This window comes from Gemmatimonadales bacterium (assembly GCA_019637315.1).
GTDB lineage: Bacteria > Gemmatimonadota > Gemmatimonadetes > Gemmatimonadales > GWC2-71-9 > SHZU01.
Genome location: JAHBVU010000007.1, coordinates 192211 through 208951, shown reverse-complemented (window position 1 = coordinate 208951; position 16741 = coordinate 192211). Strand labels below are relative to the sequence as shown.

Below are 16741 nucleotides of genomic sequence, written 5' to 3'. Positions count from 1 at the left end.
GATTACCGGGGTGGTGCGCAAGCAGGGAGAAACGGCCGAACGAGCCTTTACGCTCGTGGTGGACGGAGCAGATCCGTTTGCCGATGGCAGATCGACCGTGCGTCTCTGGATCGATGGCGTGGCGCCGGTGGCGGGTCACCTGGGCTCGGTGCCCACCATCGTCGGCCGGTCGCTGCGCTAAGCGCCAGGCGCCCCGCGGTCAGGGCGCGAACAGCAGCCGGTGCCCGATCCAGAGTCCGAGGACGACGACCGCGATCGTCAGGAGGGTGGCGCCACCTGCGCGGCCGAGACTCCGGGCGGTTTCAATCGGCGTGCGGTCGGGCCACCAGCCCGGCGGCTCGATCCGGGCGGCAAAGATCGAGGCATGGGCCCGGTCGCTTCGAGGGCCGATGCATACCGTCAGCAGGGTCGCGGCCAGACTCAGGGCCGCGACCCAGAGGAGCTGCCGTTCGTAGCCGACTCCTGCGGCTCCGGTGGCCGCGCCGACGGCCAGTCCGGTGACCGCCCCCGCCAGCTCGGCAAGCGCCGTCATCCGCCACCAGAGCCAACGAAGCACCGTGGGCGCCCCGAGGGCGGCGCCCAGCACCGCGACCCATTTCCAGGCCTGTTCGATCGTTTCGATGTTGAGGGCCACCGCCACCGCCAGGCCGGCAAACCCAATCACGGCCAGCCGCGCGATCCGAATCTGGACCCGCTCTGACAGATCGGGGCGGATCCGCAGGGCGACGTCGTTGACCAGGTAGGACGCGCCCCAGTTGAAATGCGTGTCGACCGTGCTCATGAAGGCCGCGAGCAGGGACACCACGAGCATTCCAAGCGCACCTGGCGGGAGGAGTGCCAGCATCAGGGCCGGATACCCCGCCTCGCGGTCCGATCGTACCGTGTCGGCGAGGGGGCCGGGGATCTGCGCTGTTGATCCGTCGAGCGGGATCAGCACCAGGGCGGCCAGGCCGACTACGAACCAAGGCCAGGTGCGCAACAGGTACTGCACCCCGACGAAGAGCCAGGCGGCCCGGACGGCATCGCCCTCGCTTCGGGTGGCATTGAGGCGCTGCTGCAGATAGCCGCCCCCGTCCGCCGGGATGTTGGCATAGCCCTGGACCAAGAGGTAGCTGCCGATGGCGAACGTTCCCAGCTCGAGCGCGCCGAGCCAACCTCCTCCTGCCGATGGGAAGAGTGCCACCAGCTCGAATCGCCGGTCGCCGTACAGGTTTGCGAGCCCCTCCTGCAGACCGGTGCGGCCGCCGACCGCTTCCCAGGCCGCGACGGCGAGCCAGATGCTTCCAGCCAGGCCGAGCCCGAGCTGGATCAGGTCGGTTCGGACCACGCCGCGCAGGCCGCCCAGCGCCGAGTAGGTCGTGACCAGCGCCACCAGGCCCAGAATGGTGAGGAGCGAGGCCGGGTCGCCGACGGCGCTCTCAGCCGGCAGGATCCGGCTGACGGTGCTCAGCAGCCCCGGCGCCCAGCGTTCCCAGGGGGCCAGGGGCTCGACGATCTTGCCCATGGCTCGCAGAACCCAGCCCAGGATGATGATGTTGTAGAGCCCGCCGTAGAGGGCTGCCCTCGTGGTGCGTAGCAAGGGGGCGGCACGGTCGTTGTACCGCATCCCGATGAACTCCGCATCGGTCACCACCCCGGTCCGCCACCATCGTCGGGCGAAGACCGCGACGACACCGGCGTGAACCAGGATCCAGGACAGCCAGAGCCAGTTACCGGACAGCCCCCGATCGGCGATGATACCGCTGATGGCGAGGGGCGTGTCCGCGGCAAACGTGGTGGCCGCGATCGAGAGACCGGCCCACCACCACGGCAGGGATCGATCGGCGAGGAAGAAGCTGGTCCGACCGGCCCGACTTCCGCGGCTGGCCCACACGCCGATCGCGAGTGCGACCATCAGATAGCCAGCGATGACGGCCCAATCGATCCCGTGGAGCACGTCTATCCGGGATCGGCCGCCAGGGCGTCGAGAAACTCACGGCTCCAGTCGGCGACGTCATGGCTGGCGACGATGCGAGCCAGCCGTCGCATGCGAAGTCGGCGTTCCGGCTCGGGCATGGCGAGCGCATCCTGAAGCCTGGCCGTCATCCCTTCGATGTCATAAGGGTTGGTGAGCAGGGCGCCGTGCAGTTCGACGGCGGCGCCGGCGAACTCGCTGAGCAGCAGCACGCCGGCGCCGCCAGCGGCATCCTGGGCGACGACGAACTCCTTGGCAACCAGGTTGAGGCCATCACGGAGCGGGGTGATCCAGGCAACGTCAGCAGCTGCGGCGTAGCCGATGGCCTCGTCGAACGGGAGCGATCGAAAGAAATAGTGAATTGGCGTCCAGCCGATCGTCCCGAACCGACCGTTGATCCGCCCGACGATCTCATCCACGGCGGTGCGCACTTCATCATACACTTCCATGCCGGGCGCAGCCGGGGTCGTGACGAAAACGAGCGAGACGTTTTCCCGATACTCGGGATGCCGCTCCAGCAGTCGCTCGAATGCCTCCAGCTTCTGGAGCGGCCCTTTGACGTAGTCGAGTCGCTCGATCGACACCACCAGGCGAACGTTCTGGAACCGCTCGCGGATCTCGTTGATCCGGGCCATTCGAGCGGTATCCGCAATGATGTCCCGGACCGCGGCCAGATCGATGCCGACGGGATGGACACCGAGACTGAGAATGCGATCGCCGGCGCGGACTCGACGTGGCACTCGCGGGATGGCCAGCGCGACGCCGTGGACCCGATACCTGGGTGCGCAGGGTTCGACCTGGACGATTTCCGTCTCCATATGGGACCGGATCACGTCGAGGAAGTTGGCGGCATAGCGCGGAATATGAAATCCGATATGGTCGCACTGCACCAGTGAGCCCACGATCTCGCTGGCCCAAGGGATGACATTGAAGACGTCGGCCGGCGGGAACGACGTGTGGTGAAAGAACCCGATCTTCACGTCGGGGCGCAGCTGGCGCAGGTACGCGGGGACCATCCAGAGATTGTAATCGTGAATCCAGACCAGGGCGCCCTCGTCGGCTTCGCCCGCAGCTGCTTCGGCAAAGCGGCGATTGACCTCGCAGAAGTGCTCCCAGTCTTCCGCTCGGAAGACGGCGCGATCGACAAAGGAGAAGATGACCGGCCAGAACGCTTCCTTCGAGAACCGCTTGTAGAAGCGCTCGACATCCTCGGTCTCGAGCGGAACCTTGGCGACGACGAGATCAGAATAGAGGGACTCATCGACGGGTTCGTGGATGATCGAACGAGGCCCGTCCGAGGTCTGTGTCGTCCAGGCGACCCACGAGCCGGGTCGGCCGTCCTGGAAGCAACCAAGCAGGGTGGGGATGATGCCGTTCGGGGACGCATGCGGTCGGCGGCGGACCGCCCCATCGACCGTGTACTCCTCGAAGGGAAGCCGGTGGTACACGACGACGAGCTGGGCATCGCCCTCCGGGGAAGGCGCCGGGGCCCGCGTCAGCCGCGCATTCCGATCCAGCGCCCGCATCACCTCGAGAATTCCACCGGCCCCCGGGAGGCGAGCATGACGAACCCGGGGCAGCGATCGGGTCGCCGCGACCAGGGCCGGTTCGGCCTGCCCGACGACCACACCGTGGAATCCGTGCTGGTAGAGGGAGAGATCGTTGAGGGTATCACCGGCGACCAATACGCTCTCGTCGGGGATCCCGAGATAGTCGATCAGGCGGCGGAGGGTGGACCCTTTGTTGGTGCCGGTCGGAAGCACGTCGAGATATTTCGACGCGGAGCGGAGGACATCAACCGGCAGATCGCCAAGGCGTTGTCGGACCAGCGCCTCGGTCTCCGCCTCCTCGATGAAGAACGACACCCGGCGTTCCTGCGGCACCGGTTGGCGAACCAGTTCCGGGATGGCGCCGACCGCATCCAGCACGGCATGCGCACCAATCCAGGATCGGTCGATTTCCCACTGCAGGGGTGTGATCGGGCGAAGGTCAGTGCCATCGACGACCGTGGCCCCGACGTCGGCGATGATATAGTCTGGTTTCGGGATCAGCGGATCGGCGAGCAGCGGGAGAATGGTCTCGATGCCGCGTCCGGTCGCGAAGACGAGTCGGGGTGCACCCGGGCTTCGCAAGACCCGGTAGAGGGCGAGGCGGTCGGCCTGCCGGCCGCCGAGGAAGGTGCCGTCGAGGTCGGTCGCGAGTAGTTGAATAAGGCATCTCCCTGCAGGGTCATGGCCAGTGTCGCACTTCCGGTCTTCGCAAGATAGGGCGATCGACCCGAAGCGCAACCGATCGCCGCGTTGTCGATTGGTGCGCATCTGTCACTGTCCTCGGGGGCGGACGTCACGTGGTGGGGGAGGGTCCAGCTCGGACAGGCCCTCCGGGCGGGGTCTCCGCCGGCTTCGGGGGCGTTCGCGCACGGCGAAGGACGCTCGGGATCGGGCCGCGATCGGGGGCTCGTTCTGGTTAGATTTCGGACATGCCATTCCGCATCCTAGTCACGGACGAGGTCGATCGCGACGGGGTCGACCTGCTTCGCGCCGTCAAAGAATTTCAGGTCGATGAATTGCCCACCCTTTCTGCCGACGAACTGCTCCAGCGGATCCCGGACTACGATGCGATCGTCGGCCGGAGCGCCACCCGGATTTCCGAGGCCTTGCTTCGTCGCGGCCACCGCCTCAAGGTTGTGGGTCGCGCGGGCGTGGGTATCGACAACGTGGCGCTCGAGGTTGCCACCGAACTCGGGATCGCTGTCATCAATGCCCCAGCGGGTAATACGGTTGCGGTCGCCGAATTGTGGTTCGGGTCGATGCTCACGCTGCTGCGCCACCTGACTCGGGCCAATCAATCGATGCATGAGGGGCGCTGGGACCGGTCGGCGCTCCTCGGGAGCGAGCTCAACGGTCGCACCCTGGGGATCGTCGGGCTCGGCCGGATCGGCGGTGCGATCGCGACTCGGGCGCTGGCCTTTGGTATGAAGGTGCTGGCCTACGACCCCTACATTCCGGACGAGCGGTTCACGGCCCTGGCGGTGACGCGAGCGCCTTCGCTCGACAAACTCTGCGAGACGGTCGATATCCTGACGGTCCATACGCCGCTCACGCCCGAAACGACGGGGCTGATCGGCAAAGCGCAGCTTGCTCGCCTGCGTCGTGGCGCCATCGTCGCGAATCTGGCCCGAGGGGGCATCGTCGATGACGACGCGCTGCGCACGGCGATTGCCGAGGGTCAGCTGAGCGGGGCGGTGCTCGATGTGTTCGTGGCCGAGCCGGTCCAGGGGCACCACCCCTGGCAGGTGATGGACCGGGTGGTCCTGACGCCGCACATCGGCGCCTCGACCATGGAGGCGCAGCGGAACGTGGCGGTCGACGCCTGCGAAGGGGTTCGGAACGCGCTGCTGCGCGGGGACCTTTCCCGGTCCCTCAACGTGACGATGCCTGCAGGCGATTGGGTTCAGTTGCGCCCAGTGGTCGAGTTGGCTCGCCGGGCGGCGGATGTGGCGCGGACGCTGCTGGCCGATCGTGGCGCTCGTGCGGTGGCCTCGATTACCGTGCGGCGCGGGGCCGATCTCAGCGCCGCCGGCACTACGCTGCTCTCGGCCGCAGCGCTTGGTGTGCTGCAGGGAATCATCGACGAATCCCGCCTCAATCTGATCAATGCGCGCGCCCTGGCCGCCTCGCGGGGTATGACCCTCGGCCTGGCCGAGGATGCCGCACCGGTGCATCCGCGCGCGGTCGAGGTTGTCGTGGTGGCGGACGGACAGGAGATGCGGATCGGTGGTGTCGCGCCGCTCGACGCGCCGATGCGCCTCACCCAGGTCGGGCCGTTTCACGTCGACGTAGCACCGCGGGAAACCCTGATCGTGCTGACCAATCGCGACGTGCCTGGCGTCATCGGTCACGTCGGTACCGCGCTCGGCAATGCCGGCGTCAACATTGCCGAGTACCACCAGGCGCGTCTGGCGGAGGGCGGGCAGGCGCTGGCCGTGATATCTGTCGATGGCCCCGGCGGGGCGGGGTTGCGTGATACTTTGATTGCGCTGCCGGACGTGCAGTCGGCCTCGGTCATCCGGTTCCGAACCGAGACGTGACCGACCTCGTCGTCGACCGGGACGTCAGGGAAGGCTACGCTGCCGACGCCTCCGGCCTGACCCTGCTGCCTGATGCGGTGGCGCGTCCTGACAGCGCTGCCGAGGTGGTTGACTTGCTGCGCAATGCAACTGCCGACCGCACCTGGGTCACGCCGGCAGGTGGTCAGACGAGCACGACCGCGTCCAGCATTGCCGATCGGGGGATCCTGCTCTCGACTCGCCGAATGGACCGGATCCTCGACGTCGATCCGGCGGCTCGGATTGCCCGGGTCGAGTCGGGTGTTCTGATAGGCGACCTGCAGCGAGCTCTGGCCCCGCACGGTTTGTTCTTCGCGCCAGATCCAACGAGCGAGCAGGAGTGTACCGTCGGTGGCGCGATTGCCTGTAATGCGTCCGGGCCGAGAACGTTGCGCTATGGCGCGACCGGGGCGCACCTGCGGGCCGTGACGGTTGCGCTTGCTTCGGGCGAAGTGCTGGAACTGCGCCGCCCGGCGCTCGAAAAGAACACGGTCGGGTACCCGCCGCTGCAGGATCTCGTCTCTTGGTTCGTGGGGAGTGAAGGCACGCTTGGCGTGGTGCTGTCGGCGGAACTTGCCCTGCTGCCCCGACCGGCGGTGGAACTTGGCCTTGCGATTCCGTTCGCTGCGGAAGAGGATGCGTTGGCCTTTATCGTCGCAGCGAGGGAGTCGGCGGTCGTGGCACCGCGCTGCCTCGAGTTCCTCGACAAGGGCGCGGCGGCCATCGCGCGCCACGACGGCGGAGACGCCGTCTGGCCCGAGGGCGTTGGCGCGGTGGCCTACGTCGAGGAGGCGCGGGAGGATGAGCCGCCGCTCGAGGCTTGGCTCGAGCTTGCGGAGCAGCATGGTGCACTGGTCGACGCGGTCAACGCGTTCGAGGGCGATACCGCGCTGGTCGTCGCTCGCCGGCTGCGTCATGCCGTGCCGGCGCAGATGCACGAGCGGGCCGCCGCGTTCCGCCCGCAGGGCGGACGGCGGATCTCGACCGACTGGGCGGTGCCGTATCGTGAACTGGCGGATACGATCAGGACAGTCCGGCGCCGAGCGGCCGAGGCGGGGGTGTTGGAGCCGGTCATCTTCGGGCACGCCGGCAATGGCCATCCCCATTGCAATTACATTGGCAGGGATGCGGCCGAGGTTAGCCGGATCGAGGCCGTCGTCGAGCGCACCTTGCGAGATGTCGTTGCGGGAGGCGGAACGGTAGCTGCCGAGCACGGTATCGGAAAGATCAAGGCCAAGTGGTTGCCGCTCCAGTTCGACGGGACTCAGCAGCGGATGCTTCGCGCCATCAAGCGTGAACTGGATCCCCTCGGCCTGATGGCGCCCGGGAACATTCTCGCCAGCTGATTCGCGGCTCACCACAGCGATCGGCGGCCCGCCTCGGATCGGCCATGGCAGGTCCCCTTCAACGGATGCAGCTGCAATGAGCCACACACCCCGAGATTACCTGCTGCGCCAGCTCGACCTGGCGTGGATGCTTGCGAGCTACCACCTCGATACACTGACCACTGACGAGTGCCTCTGGCATCCGACCGGACATGGCATGCATCTCCGGCAGGACGAAGGTGGGCGCTGGGCGGTGGACTGGCCGGAGCGCGAAGAGTATGACATCGGTCCGCCAAGTGCCGGCTGGGTCACGTGGCACATGCTGTTCTGGTGGTCAATGGTGCTCGATTACTCCTTCGGGAACGGAACGCTTCGCCGGGAGGATGTTCGCTGGCCCGGCAGCGCGGACGAGGTGCGCGCGCAGCTGGGGCGGCATTACCGCACCTGGCGCGAGCGAATCGAAGCGCTGTCTGATCGCGAAATCACCTCTTCGGAACGGACGCGGTGGCCGTTTCCCGATCGCCCCTTCGGCGACGTCGTGGCCTGGGCGACGATCGAACTGACCAAGAATGCGGCCGAGCTTGGCTATGCGCGCTTCCTCTATGGTGCTCGGGGCCGCTGACGGGCGTACCCGGCTGCCCTAGGCGAACGAGGTCGCCGCTCGTAACTTTGCAGGCATCTTCCTTTACGAGGGGCGCAACATGCTTCGAGCCATTCTTGTCGGTGCGGTCGGGTTGGCCGCCGTATCGGTTTCCCTGTCTGCGCAGGCATTCGAGGGCACCATCGTGACACAGTATTTCGATCGCGGCAAGGCCTCTATGGAAGTCGTGACGAGCCACAAGGGTGACAAGTCGCGTATCGACATGAAGGCGGGTCAGGAGTCCGGGTATTCCGTGCTCGACCTGCGGGCGGGGTCGATGACGATGGTGATGCCGTCCCAGAAGATGTATATGGTCACGTCCTTCAAGGGCGCCGCAGTCGGCGACGACACGCCTGACAACACCAAGTTGCCGAAGATCGAACCGACCGGTCAGAGCGAGACGATTGCCGGGCATCGCTGCGAGCACTACCTGGTGACGTCGGACGACGCTGTCATGGATATCTGTGCGGCCAAGGGCCTGGGCTTTTTCGGCATGTCCGGTCAGGGCGGCGGGCAGATGGGGCGTGGTCCAGGGTCATCGGTTCCGCTTCAGTACCGACAGCTCGCCGAGCATTTCAAAGACGGCTTCCAGCCGCTCAAGATCGAACAGATCAAGGGCTCCAAGCGCGAGCTGGTGATGGAGGTGAGGTCGGTCGAGAAGAAGTCGCTCGCTGCCGATCTGTTCGAGGTCCCGGCTGGCTACAGGAAGATGGATATGGGGGGCCTGCCCGGTCGAATTCCCGGAATGCCGCGGCGTCCGTAGTCGATCAACCAAGGAGGGGTAGAGGTGATCCGTTCCGTTCGCAGGGCCTGGTGTGGGGTGATGCTGTTGGCGGCGGGGCCGATTGCCGTGTCAGCGCAAGGGGCGCGAGATTTCGTCTCCGTCGACGCCCCCGTCGTTGCGCTGACCAACGTCAAAGTGGTCGACGGCACCGGAGCGGCGCCACGCGATGATCAGACCATCCTGATCGAGCGTGGCAGGATTAGCTGGGTTGGCGCGAGTGGCTCGGCCAAGATCCCGGCCAACGCGCGCGTGCTCGCCTTGCCCGGCCATACCGTCATTCCCGGCATGGTTGGCCTCCACGATCACACGTTCTACGGAGGCGGCGGGTGGCCGTTCGTGCACCAGCCGGTCAGTGCGCCTCGACTCTACCTTGCGTCGGGTGTCACCACGATTCGCACCACCGGAACCAATGCACCCTATCAGGATCTGATCCTCAAGCGCGCCATCGAGAGCGGCGCCGAGGCGGGTCCGAGGATGTACCTGACCGGGCCGTATATCACGGGCCCGGGGGGCAATCATGGAATCATGCATGAGGTCAGCACGCCTGAGGCCGCTCGGCGCATCGCAGCGTACTGGGCTGCTGAGGGAGCGAGCTGGCTCAAGGTGTATGACCGGATTTCCAGGGCGGAACTCAAGGCACTGGTTGAGGAAGCGCACAAGCACGGCGTCAAAGTGACCGGGCATCTCTGCTCGGTGGGCTACCGCGAGGCAGTGGCAGCCGGGATGGATGCCGTCGAGCATGGCCTCTATGCCAACCAGGAGTACGATCCCGCCAAGCGTCCGGACCAGTGCCCGGGTGTGAAGATGAGCGTGTTCGAAGCGCTCGACATCAACGGCGATGCGGTCCGCGCGACGTTCAAGGATATGATCGCCAACAAGGTCGCCATGACGTCGACGGTGGTGATCTTCGAGGGCCTGATGGTCGGGCGGCCTCCCATCGAGCAGCGCACCATGGACGCGCTCTATCCTCCGGCAAAGGAGGCGTATCTCCGGGCGCGGGAGGCGCTGGGATCACCGGAAGGTCGGGCCGCTGCGGTAACCGATGCAGGCTTCAAGAAGCTGCTCGAGTACGAGCTTGCGTTTGTGCGCGCCGGTGGTCTGCTTGGTGCTGGGGTCGATCCGACCGGCATCGGTGGCATTCTCGCCGGGTTCGGCAACCAGCGGAACTACGAACTATTTCTGGAGGGCGGCTTCACGCCGGTCGAAGCCATTCAGGTCATGACGGCCAACGGGGCCAAGATCCTGGGCGCGGACGCCGAGTATGGTACGATTTCACCGGGGAAGTATGCCGACCTGGTGGTCCTGAATGGTGATCCGATTGCTCGTCCTGCAGAGATCCGGAACGTCACCCTCGTTTTCCGTGAGGGGATCGGCTACGACTCGGCGAAGCTGATCGCGTCGGTGAAGGGAACGGTGGGATTGCGCTAGGAGGGCCCGTGAGCGGATCAGGTCGGGTATGGACGGCCGTGATCATGGTGCTGCTAACGGCTGGGCCGGTATGTGCGCAGGGAGGGTTGACGGGGCGCGTGGTCGGCGGCAGTCCCGTCACTCCCCTGGCCGGCGTGGAGGTCGAGATTCGGGGCACCTCGCTGCGGACGACGACCGATAGCGCCGGCGATTTTCGGATCGACGACGTCGGACCGGGGCAGCACGTCGCACTCTTCCGTCGGATCGGATTCCAGCCGGCGGAACGGCGTGTCTCGATCGGCTCCGGCGAGACGACGCATCTCCGCGTAGAACTCATGGCAGCGGCGGTCGTGCTTGACTCGGTCACCGTCGAGGCGGAATCCGTCGAACGGCTCAATCCCCGCATGGCGGGGTTCACGGAGCGGCGCAAGCTGGGCGTCGGACGATTCCTCGATTACCGCGAGATGACGGAGCGGCAAGGGCGCGACATCGAGAGTTTGCTGCGGGAGCTCAAGGTGCCGTTCCTGCGCAACCAGCGAGGACGATTTGCCGGCGAGAAACGGGGTCCATCGTCGCTGCAGCGGGGTGCCGAGCAGTGCCTGACCAAGGTGATGATCGACGGCATCGTCGTGACCAGCACGTTGCTTCGTCATGAGTCCGATGTCTTCTACCTGCATCAGTATCCACACCCGCGCAGCCTCGCCGCCGTCGAATATTATCGTGGCGCGGGCCAGATTCCGCTCGAGTTCCAGACGGATGAATCGCAGTGTGGGATGATTGTCATCTGGACGCGAATGCGGTAGGACTCTGCCCGCTGCGTTCATGGCAATAACCCGGGCTTTCCGCGAAGGGGGCTTGCCATTCTTCGGGTTGATACGGGAACGGTCCGTCTGCGAGAGGCAATGGAGATGGGGGATTGTCGGGAGCGGTGTCGATGTCGGTGCTGACCCCGGCGCGGGTTGGATGGATTGCGGTTTGCTGCGTCGTCGCGCTCTGGTGGGAGCCGGTTCACGGGCAGGCCGTTTTGACCGGCCGGGTTGCCGGTGGGACGCCGATCGGCCCTCTTCTCGGTGCGCTGGTTGAAATTCGGGGGCTCGAGCTCGGTGCCATCACCGATTCGACCGGTCAATTCCGGATCGATGGCATTCGGCCGGGCCAGCATGAGGTTCTGGTTCGGCGGATCGGATATCGTCCGCTGCGGCAGCGGATTCGCTTCGGAGCAGATGAGGTTGTGCGCGTCGGGTTCCGCCTCGAGGAGATTCCGATCGTTCTCGATTCTGTCACAGTTCGCGCCGACGACTTGACTTGGCCCAATCCGATGATGGCTGGCTTCGAGCAGCGATTGAAGCTTGGGCTCGGCAGGTTCCTCGATCACTATCAGCTGATGGAGAAGGAGGGGCAGAGCCTCGAAAGCACCCTGCGAGAGCTTGGGGTACCGATCGAATATGGACGGCGTGGAGCCTATGCGGCCGAGTCGCGAGGGTCGTCGAGCATGCAGCAGAGGACGTGTCCGGCACGAGTCATTCTCGATGGTGCACTGCTCAACTGGACGCGTGACACGCTTTACCTGCGAGACCTGCCGCCGGTCAGGCTCGTGGCCGGAGTCGAATACTATCGCGGTTCGGCCCAGATCCCGCTGATGTTCCAGACCGACGGCGGCATGTGCGGTGTGCTGGTAATCTGGACCCGGCTTCGGTAAACGCTCCCCCGTAGTTCCCGTGTTCGAATCAATGGCTTGCTGCTGTGGCGGTCAGGTTCGGGGGGTGCCCCCACGGACGGCGGTCGAATCAGAAGCGAGCCGGCGTTCCCGGGCTCCGGATCTGCCTGGGAATCGCGAGGCCGTCGATCAGCGCCGGAAGGCAGCGCAGTTTCTGGGTGTCGTCACGCTACTCTACGCTGGCTCGGCCAGGCTGCTTGGCAACCAGGCACGGAGGGGGAACGAACGAAACGGGGCGCAGACGGATTTGTCTGCGCCCCGCCCGTCATTTCTGGGCCTATTCGCCTGCGTTGGCTGAGCCTCCGCGTCCTGCCTTGAGATCGTTCCAATGCAGGATCGCATTGAAACCGAGGAAGAAGGTTCCGTGGGTCTGCCAGCGCCAGAACGGGCGGATCCCGAACATCACGACGTGCCCGTTGCCGACCGGGGCATCGATGACCTGGGCCCGGTTGGAGAGGTACTGGCCGTTGGCCAGCGTACCTGACAGAAGCATGTCGTTCGGGTTGGTCGGGAACCGCATCACGACGCGCGGGTCGGCCGACTCCGTGCTGAGTCCGAGCTGACGGGCCATTTGCCGGAACTGTGCTACCTGCTCGTCCTGACCGGGCCCGGTCCGTGGCGCCCCGGTTTGCGAGGCCGAGTCGGTGATCCAGGGCGAGAGCGTGAGGCGTGACGCCATCGGGGTGACGTTCTGGCCCGGGCCGCTGTTGGCGCCGCTGAAGACGGCAGCCAGTGCGGAGGCACCGCCGCCACCGGTGCTCAGCACAGGCGCCTGGTTGAAGTAGACCGGCAGCTGGGCATCGAAGCCGTACGCGATCGGACTGGTCCGATCGGCAACGATGCCGCGCATGATCGAGCCGCGGACGAACAGGTCGGCAGGCTCTTCGACGGTAATACCGGAGGTCAGCCCGAACGCCGGGAAGATGGTCGAGGTGGCGCCTTCGACGATCAGGGTGCCGCCCTCGCGCACGAACTTGGCCAACTCTGCGAGGCCTTCCAGGCCCATGCCGCCCCGGATGTCGTCGCTCTGATCGTTGACGCCCAGGTTCGGGGTCTTGTCCGTCCGACGGTACGGCAATGGGCGGTCGTCGTTCTTGGCGATGCCGTTGATCTGAGCCACCGGGGTGCCGCCGACGTGCGGGTAGATGATCACGTCGTACTTGCTCCGCAGATTGCCCTCACGGAGTTTCTGATCGGCAAAGTAGGTATAGGGGACTTCGTAGGTGTCGAGCGCGGCCCGGATCCAGCCTTCATCCTGCGTCCGTTGCCAGGCGTGAACGTACCCGATCCGCGGCAGGTCCATGGCGTGGGTCTTGACCGTCGGGGCCGAGGCCATGGCGTAGCCGGTCAGGCCCAGGTCGGTCAGGGTCTTGCCGAGCGCAGCCAGGTCTGCATTGCGGATGATGAAGGCCCCGGCGCGGAATTGACGCCCGCCCGCGGAGAAACCTTCCTGCGCAGCGTCCATCGCCACGTCGGCATGCCGATACCGGAAGGTCATCAGGTTGTTGTCGGTCGTGTGGTCGACCACCACGACGCTGCCGCTGCCCTCGATCCCGCCAGCGGCGCGCGACTCGCTCGTTACCGGCGTCATCGGTTGCGACAGGATGCTCTTGTCGCTGACCGCGGTGATCACCACGTTCCGCATCAGCGGGAAAGTCCAGCCGGTGTCATCGTACGGGCGCGGATTCTCGGGCGGGAAGTTCTGGACCGAAAAGTACATATCGGCCAGCGTGTGGTACGGCTGGTCGCCGCGGATGATGAAGTCGCCGGGCTGCACGTTCACCCTGCCGGCCGTGAATGCGCTGGTGGCACGGTGGATCTCGAGTCCCTGTCGCCAGAGTTCATTGATGGCAGCCACTGCGTCGGCTTTGCGGCGCTGATTCGCGGGCACGACCCAGGCGTGGTTCGGCCCGTTGCGGCCTTTGTCGACCGCCCGCTTGTTCTTGATCCAGTAGTTCTCGAGATACATCTCGCGGTTCTTGGCCACGTGATTCAGGACCACCAGCAACGCCGACTGCTGAATGTTGGCGTTGTTACGGGGGCCCCAGGCAATCGACGGGAGCGGCGGGTTGCCGCGGAACCACTCTCGGCTGGTGCGCGCGGGCGGATTCCGGACGGTGTTCGTGTCAGGCCCGTAGCTCTGGACCTCGTAGAACCGGCCGATGGCGTTGTGGCTGTGCGCCAGGAAGAAGAGGTAGTTGGGTACCCACCCGTCGTAGAATCCGTAGGTCCAGACGCCAGGAACGCCCCGCTTGGTGAGCTCGACGACCTCTGTTTTCGACATCAGCCACCATTCGTCGATCGTGATCGGGTCGATCGACTCGTTGTAGGGGCCGGTGCCGGTCGAGGCGTAGAGGTAGGGAACCGACTCGTGCAGGTCGTGCATCACGGTCGGTTTCCAGTGGAGCAGGAACTTGGTCGAGTTCCGCGTCAGGGCCAGAAACTGTCCCATGCCGTCGCGGTTGTTGTCATGGGCGACATACTTGCCCCAATACATCAGCGGCAGACGCTGCGCGCCAGCCGGCAGCGCCTTGTTGTAGTAGTAGGTGTCGACCTGCTTGTCGCGGCCGTCCGGTTCGAGAACGGGGGTGATGAACGTCACCACGTTCTCGCGGATCGTCTTGACGTACGGCGTTTCCGTAACGGCCAGCCGATAGGCCAGCTCCATCACGACTTCGGGACCGCCGGTCTCGGGCGAATGGAGGCCGGTGGTGATCCAGTAGAACGGCTTGGCCGAGCCGATCAGGCGTCGGGCTTCGGCCTCTGTCGTCTTGCGCGGGTCGGTGAGCTGGTTCAGCATGCCCCGGTACTTCTCGAGCTGCTTGATCGTGGCGGCGTCGGACACGGCCAGCACGATCATATCGCGCCCTTCCTCGGACTTCCCGATGTTCCAGACGGCGACTCGGTCGGAGGCGTCGGCCAGGGCCCTGAAGTACCGGTAGATGTCCTTGGTGTAGGTCAGCTCACCGGGGGTGCCGACGATCCGGCCCAGAAACTTGAGCGGGGTCGGGACGGTTGCGGACGCGGGCATCGGGTCGACCAGTTCGGTCGTGATCCTGGGGTCGCGCAGGTACTCCCGCATCAGGCGGGTGTACTCCTGATCGACGGCCTGACCAGACGCCTTGGTTGCCCCGCCCATGGCAACGGCGGCCAGGATGGCAAGGCGAATCCAGGGGGCAAAACGAGACATACCGGTTCCTCGGGTGAGGCGGGGCTTGAACAATCGACTCTGAAGGGAACGGGCCAACGGGCCCATCCTAATTATACGTTGCCGGACCCCCGACCGTTGAGGCGGTCGGGCGGCTACTTTTGCAGCCATGCATCCACATGAACCGATCCTCATCGTCGGGGCGGGGCCGATCGGGCTGGCCACGGCAATTGCCGCCAAACGGCGAGGGTTCAACCCGGCCGTCATCGATGCCGGGGCGATTGCCGAATCGATCGTCCGCTATCCCAACGGGATGTCGTTCTTTACGACCCCGGAGCGGCTCGAGATCGGGAATCATCCGATCGTCACGTCCGGCGCCAAACCAACGCGGGAAGATGCCCTGATGTACTATCGTGGCGTGGCCCGGGTGGAGGGTCTTCGGATCCACCCGTACACTCGCCTGGTTGGGGCGCAGCGGCGTGAGGGCGCCATCCACTGTGTCCTGGAGCGAACGTTAGGCGAGAAGCGACCGGAGCTGGTGGTGGCTGAGCGTCTGGTGCTCGCGACCGGGTATTTCGGGCATCCCAACCGGCTCGAGGTTCCCGGCGAGGACCTGCCGCACGTGACCCATTACCCCGAGGAGGCCCATCCGCTGGCCGGTCTCGATGTCGTGATCGTCGGCGCCAAAAACTCGGCGATCGAGCTGGCGCTGGCCGCGTTTCGGGTCGGGGCGAGAGTGACGGTGGTGTGCCGCGGCCCCGAGCTCAAGCCGAGTGTCAAGTACTGGTTGCGCCCGGATTTCCTGAACCGGGTCAAAGCCGGCGAAATCGCGGTTCACTGGAATACCACGGTAGCCGCCATCACGCGGCAGCAGGTGAGCATTCGCGGGCCCGAGGGCGAGGGGGGGCTCGCTGCGGACCGCGTGTTCCTGCTGACCGGCTATCGACCTGACTTTGAGCTGCTGCAGCGGATTGGCATCCTGCTCGACCCTGAGACGGGTCGCCCGTCGCACGACCCGACCACGCTCGAGACCAACGTGCCGGGGGTGTACCTCGCGGGGAGTCTGACGGCGGGGAAATTCATTTCCGAGGTGTTCATCGAAAACGGCCGCTACGACGGCGAGAAGATTTTTGGTGATCCGACGTCACGGACGCGGGCAGGCCAGGCGGCCGATGCGATTTATCGGCCGCTTGGCGAGTAGCGCAGGTTTACTGTGCTGATACCAGTTGGACCCGGAAGACCAAAATGGCATTCGGAGGAATCGGGCCGCTGCCGGACCTGCCGTAGCCGAGTGAAGGGGGAATGATCAGTTGGCGTTCGCCCCCGACCGCCATGCCGCGCACACCCTCGTCGAACCCCGGAACGACCTCTCCCAGGCCAACGCGGAAGCTGAGCAGGGCCCGACCGACGTTGGAGTCGAACTGCGTGCCGTTGACCAGCCAGCCGGTGTAGATCACCCCGACCTGCCGACCGATGGTTGCCGTCGTTCCGCTGCCGACCGTCAGGTCCCGCCAGTAGAGGCCCGTTCCCGTCACGGTCATGGCGCTCAGGTCCACGCCGAGCGAGGGCGCAAAGGTCGTGGTGGCAATATCCGGATCGTCGGGACCGGAGGAGTCGGAGCCGCAGGAAGCGGCTCCGAGCGTCAGGGTCAATGCCAT

13 protein-coding genes are annotated in these 16741 nt (G+C 65.7%); 9 read left to right on the top strand and 4 right to left on the bottom strand.

The features are described 5' to 3' along the window. Positions 1-181: hypothetical protein (locus KF785_08985; GenBank protein ID MBX3146896.1), on the top strand; the 181-nt coding region annotated here is incomplete at its 5' end. An 18-nt stretch (positions 182-199) separates the two neighbouring features. Here the strand turns inward: KF785_08985 and KF785_08980 are convergent. Both KF785_08980 and ggpS read right to left on the bottom strand, forming a co-directional pair. Continuing rightward, entirely contained in the window at positions 200-1936 is a 1737-nt protein-coding gene (locus KF785_08980) for a Na+:solute symporter (GenBank protein ID MBX3146895.1), read from the bottom strand. 2 nt (positions 1937-1938) lie between these two features. Continuing rightward, positions 1939-4272, bottom strand: coding sequence for a glucosylglycerol-phosphate synthase (gene ggpS, locus KF785_08975; GenBank protein ID MBX3146894.1), 2334 nt, complete (start codon positions 4270-4272; stop codon positions 1939-1941). A gap of 161 nt (positions 4273-4433) precedes the next feature. On the opposite strand from ggpS, the gene serA reads away from it, so the two are divergent. From serA to KF785_08940, 7 genes are all read left to right on the top strand, one after another. Further along, on the top strand, positions 4434-6044 hold the full coding sequence (serA, locus tag KF785_08970) for a phosphoglycerate dehydrogenase (GenBank protein MBX3146893.1): 1611 nt from the start codon (positions 4434-4436) through the stop codon (positions 6042-6044). Beyond that, positions 6041-7408: an FAD-binding oxidoreductase gene (locus tag KF785_08965; protein MBX3146892.1), complete on the top strand. Its 1368-nt coding sequence runs from the start codon at positions 6041-6043 to the stop codon at positions 7406-7408. The genes serA and KF785_08965 overlap by 4 nt, the downstream gene beginning before the upstream one ends. A gap of 76 nt (positions 7409-7484) precedes the next feature. After that, positions 7485-8009 carry a DinB family protein gene (locus KF785_08960; protein ID MBX3146891.1) on the top strand — a complete coding sequence of 175 codons (525 nt, stop codon included), beginning with the start codon at positions 7485-7487 and terminating at the stop codon, positions 8007-8009. A 79-nt stretch (positions 8010-8088) separates the two neighbouring features. Further along, the gene (locus tag KF785_08955; GenBank protein ID MBX3146890.1) at positions 8089-8790 is read left to right on the top strand and encodes a DUF4412 domain-containing protein; all 702 of its coding nucleotides are present in this window, start codon (positions 8089-8091) and stop codon (positions 8788-8790) included. A gap of 24 nt (positions 8791-8814) precedes the next feature. Continuing rightward, complete coding sequence (locus KF785_08950) at positions 8815-10239, top strand: amidohydrolase family protein (GenBank protein MBX3146889.1); 1425 nt, start codon at positions 8815-8817, stop codon at positions 10237-10239. Positions 10240-10247: 8 nt separating this feature from the next. Continuing rightward, positions 10248-11021, top strand: coding sequence for a carboxypeptidase-like regulatory domain-containing protein (locus KF785_08945; protein MBX3146888.1), 774 nt, complete (start codon positions 10248-10250; stop codon positions 11019-11021). Between the two features lie 131 nt (positions 11022-11152). Continuing rightward, complete coding sequence (locus KF785_08940; GenBank protein MBX3146887.1) at positions 11153-11917, top strand: carboxypeptidase-like regulatory domain-containing protein; 765 nt, start codon at positions 11153-11155, stop codon at positions 11915-11917. A gap of 295 nt (positions 11918-12212) precedes the next feature. On the opposite strand, the gene KF785_08935 is transcribed toward KF785_08940, so the two are convergent. Beyond that, complete coding sequence (locus tag KF785_08935; protein ID MBX3146886.1) at positions 12213-15125, bottom strand: hypothetical protein; 2913 nt, start codon at positions 15123-15125, stop codon at positions 12213-12215. Between the two features lie 127 nt (positions 15126-15252). Between KF785_08935 and KF785_08930 the strand changes: the two genes are divergently transcribed. Beyond that, the gene (locus tag KF785_08930; GenBank protein MBX3146885.1) at positions 15253-16284 is read left to right on the top strand and encodes a YpdA family putative bacillithiol disulfide reductase; all 1032 of its coding nucleotides are present in this window, start codon (positions 15253-15255) and stop codon (positions 16282-16284) included. A 7-nt stretch (positions 16285-16291) separates the two neighbouring features. Here the strand turns inward: KF785_08930 and KF785_08925 are convergent, their stop codons facing one another. Next, a complete protein-coding gene (locus KF785_08925; GenBank protein ID MBX3146884.1) occupies positions 16292-16741 on the bottom strand; it encodes an FKBP-type peptidyl-prolyl cis-trans isomerase in 450 nt (149 codons plus the stop codon).

Excerpts from the sequence above, each read along its gene's own strand:
- ggpS (MBX3146894.1), bottom strand. The coding sequence starts at position 4,272 with ATGCGCACCAATCGACAACGCGGCGATCGGTTGCGCTTCGGGTCGATC.
- serA (MBX3146893.1), top strand. The coding sequence starts at position 4,434 with ATGCCATTCCGCATCCTAGTCACGGACGAGGTCGATCGCGACGGGGTC.
- KF785_08960 (MBX3146891.1), top strand. The coding sequence starts at position 7,485 with ATGAGCCACACACCCCGAGATTACCTGCTGCGCCAGCTCGACCTGGCG.
- KF785_08955 (MBX3146890.1), top strand. The coding sequence starts at position 8,089 with ATGCTTCGAGCCATTCTTGTCGGTGCGGTCGGGTTGGCCGCCGTATCG.
- KF785_08940 (MBX3146887.1), top strand. The coding sequence starts at position 11,153 with ATGTCGGTGCTGACCCCGGCGCGGGTTGGATGGATTGCGGTTTGCTGC.
- KF785_08935 (MBX3146886.1), bottom strand. The coding sequence starts at position 15,125 with ATGTCTCGTTTTGCCCCCTGGATTCGCCTTGCCATCCTGGCCGCCGTT.
- KF785_08930 (MBX3146885.1), top strand. The coding sequence starts at position 15,253 with ATGCATCCACATGAACCGATCCTCATCGTCGGGGCGGGGCCGATCGGG.
- KF785_08925 (MBX3146884.1), bottom strand. The coding sequence starts at position 16,741 with ATGGCATTGACCCTGACGCTCGGAGCCGCTTCCTGCGGCTCCGACTCC.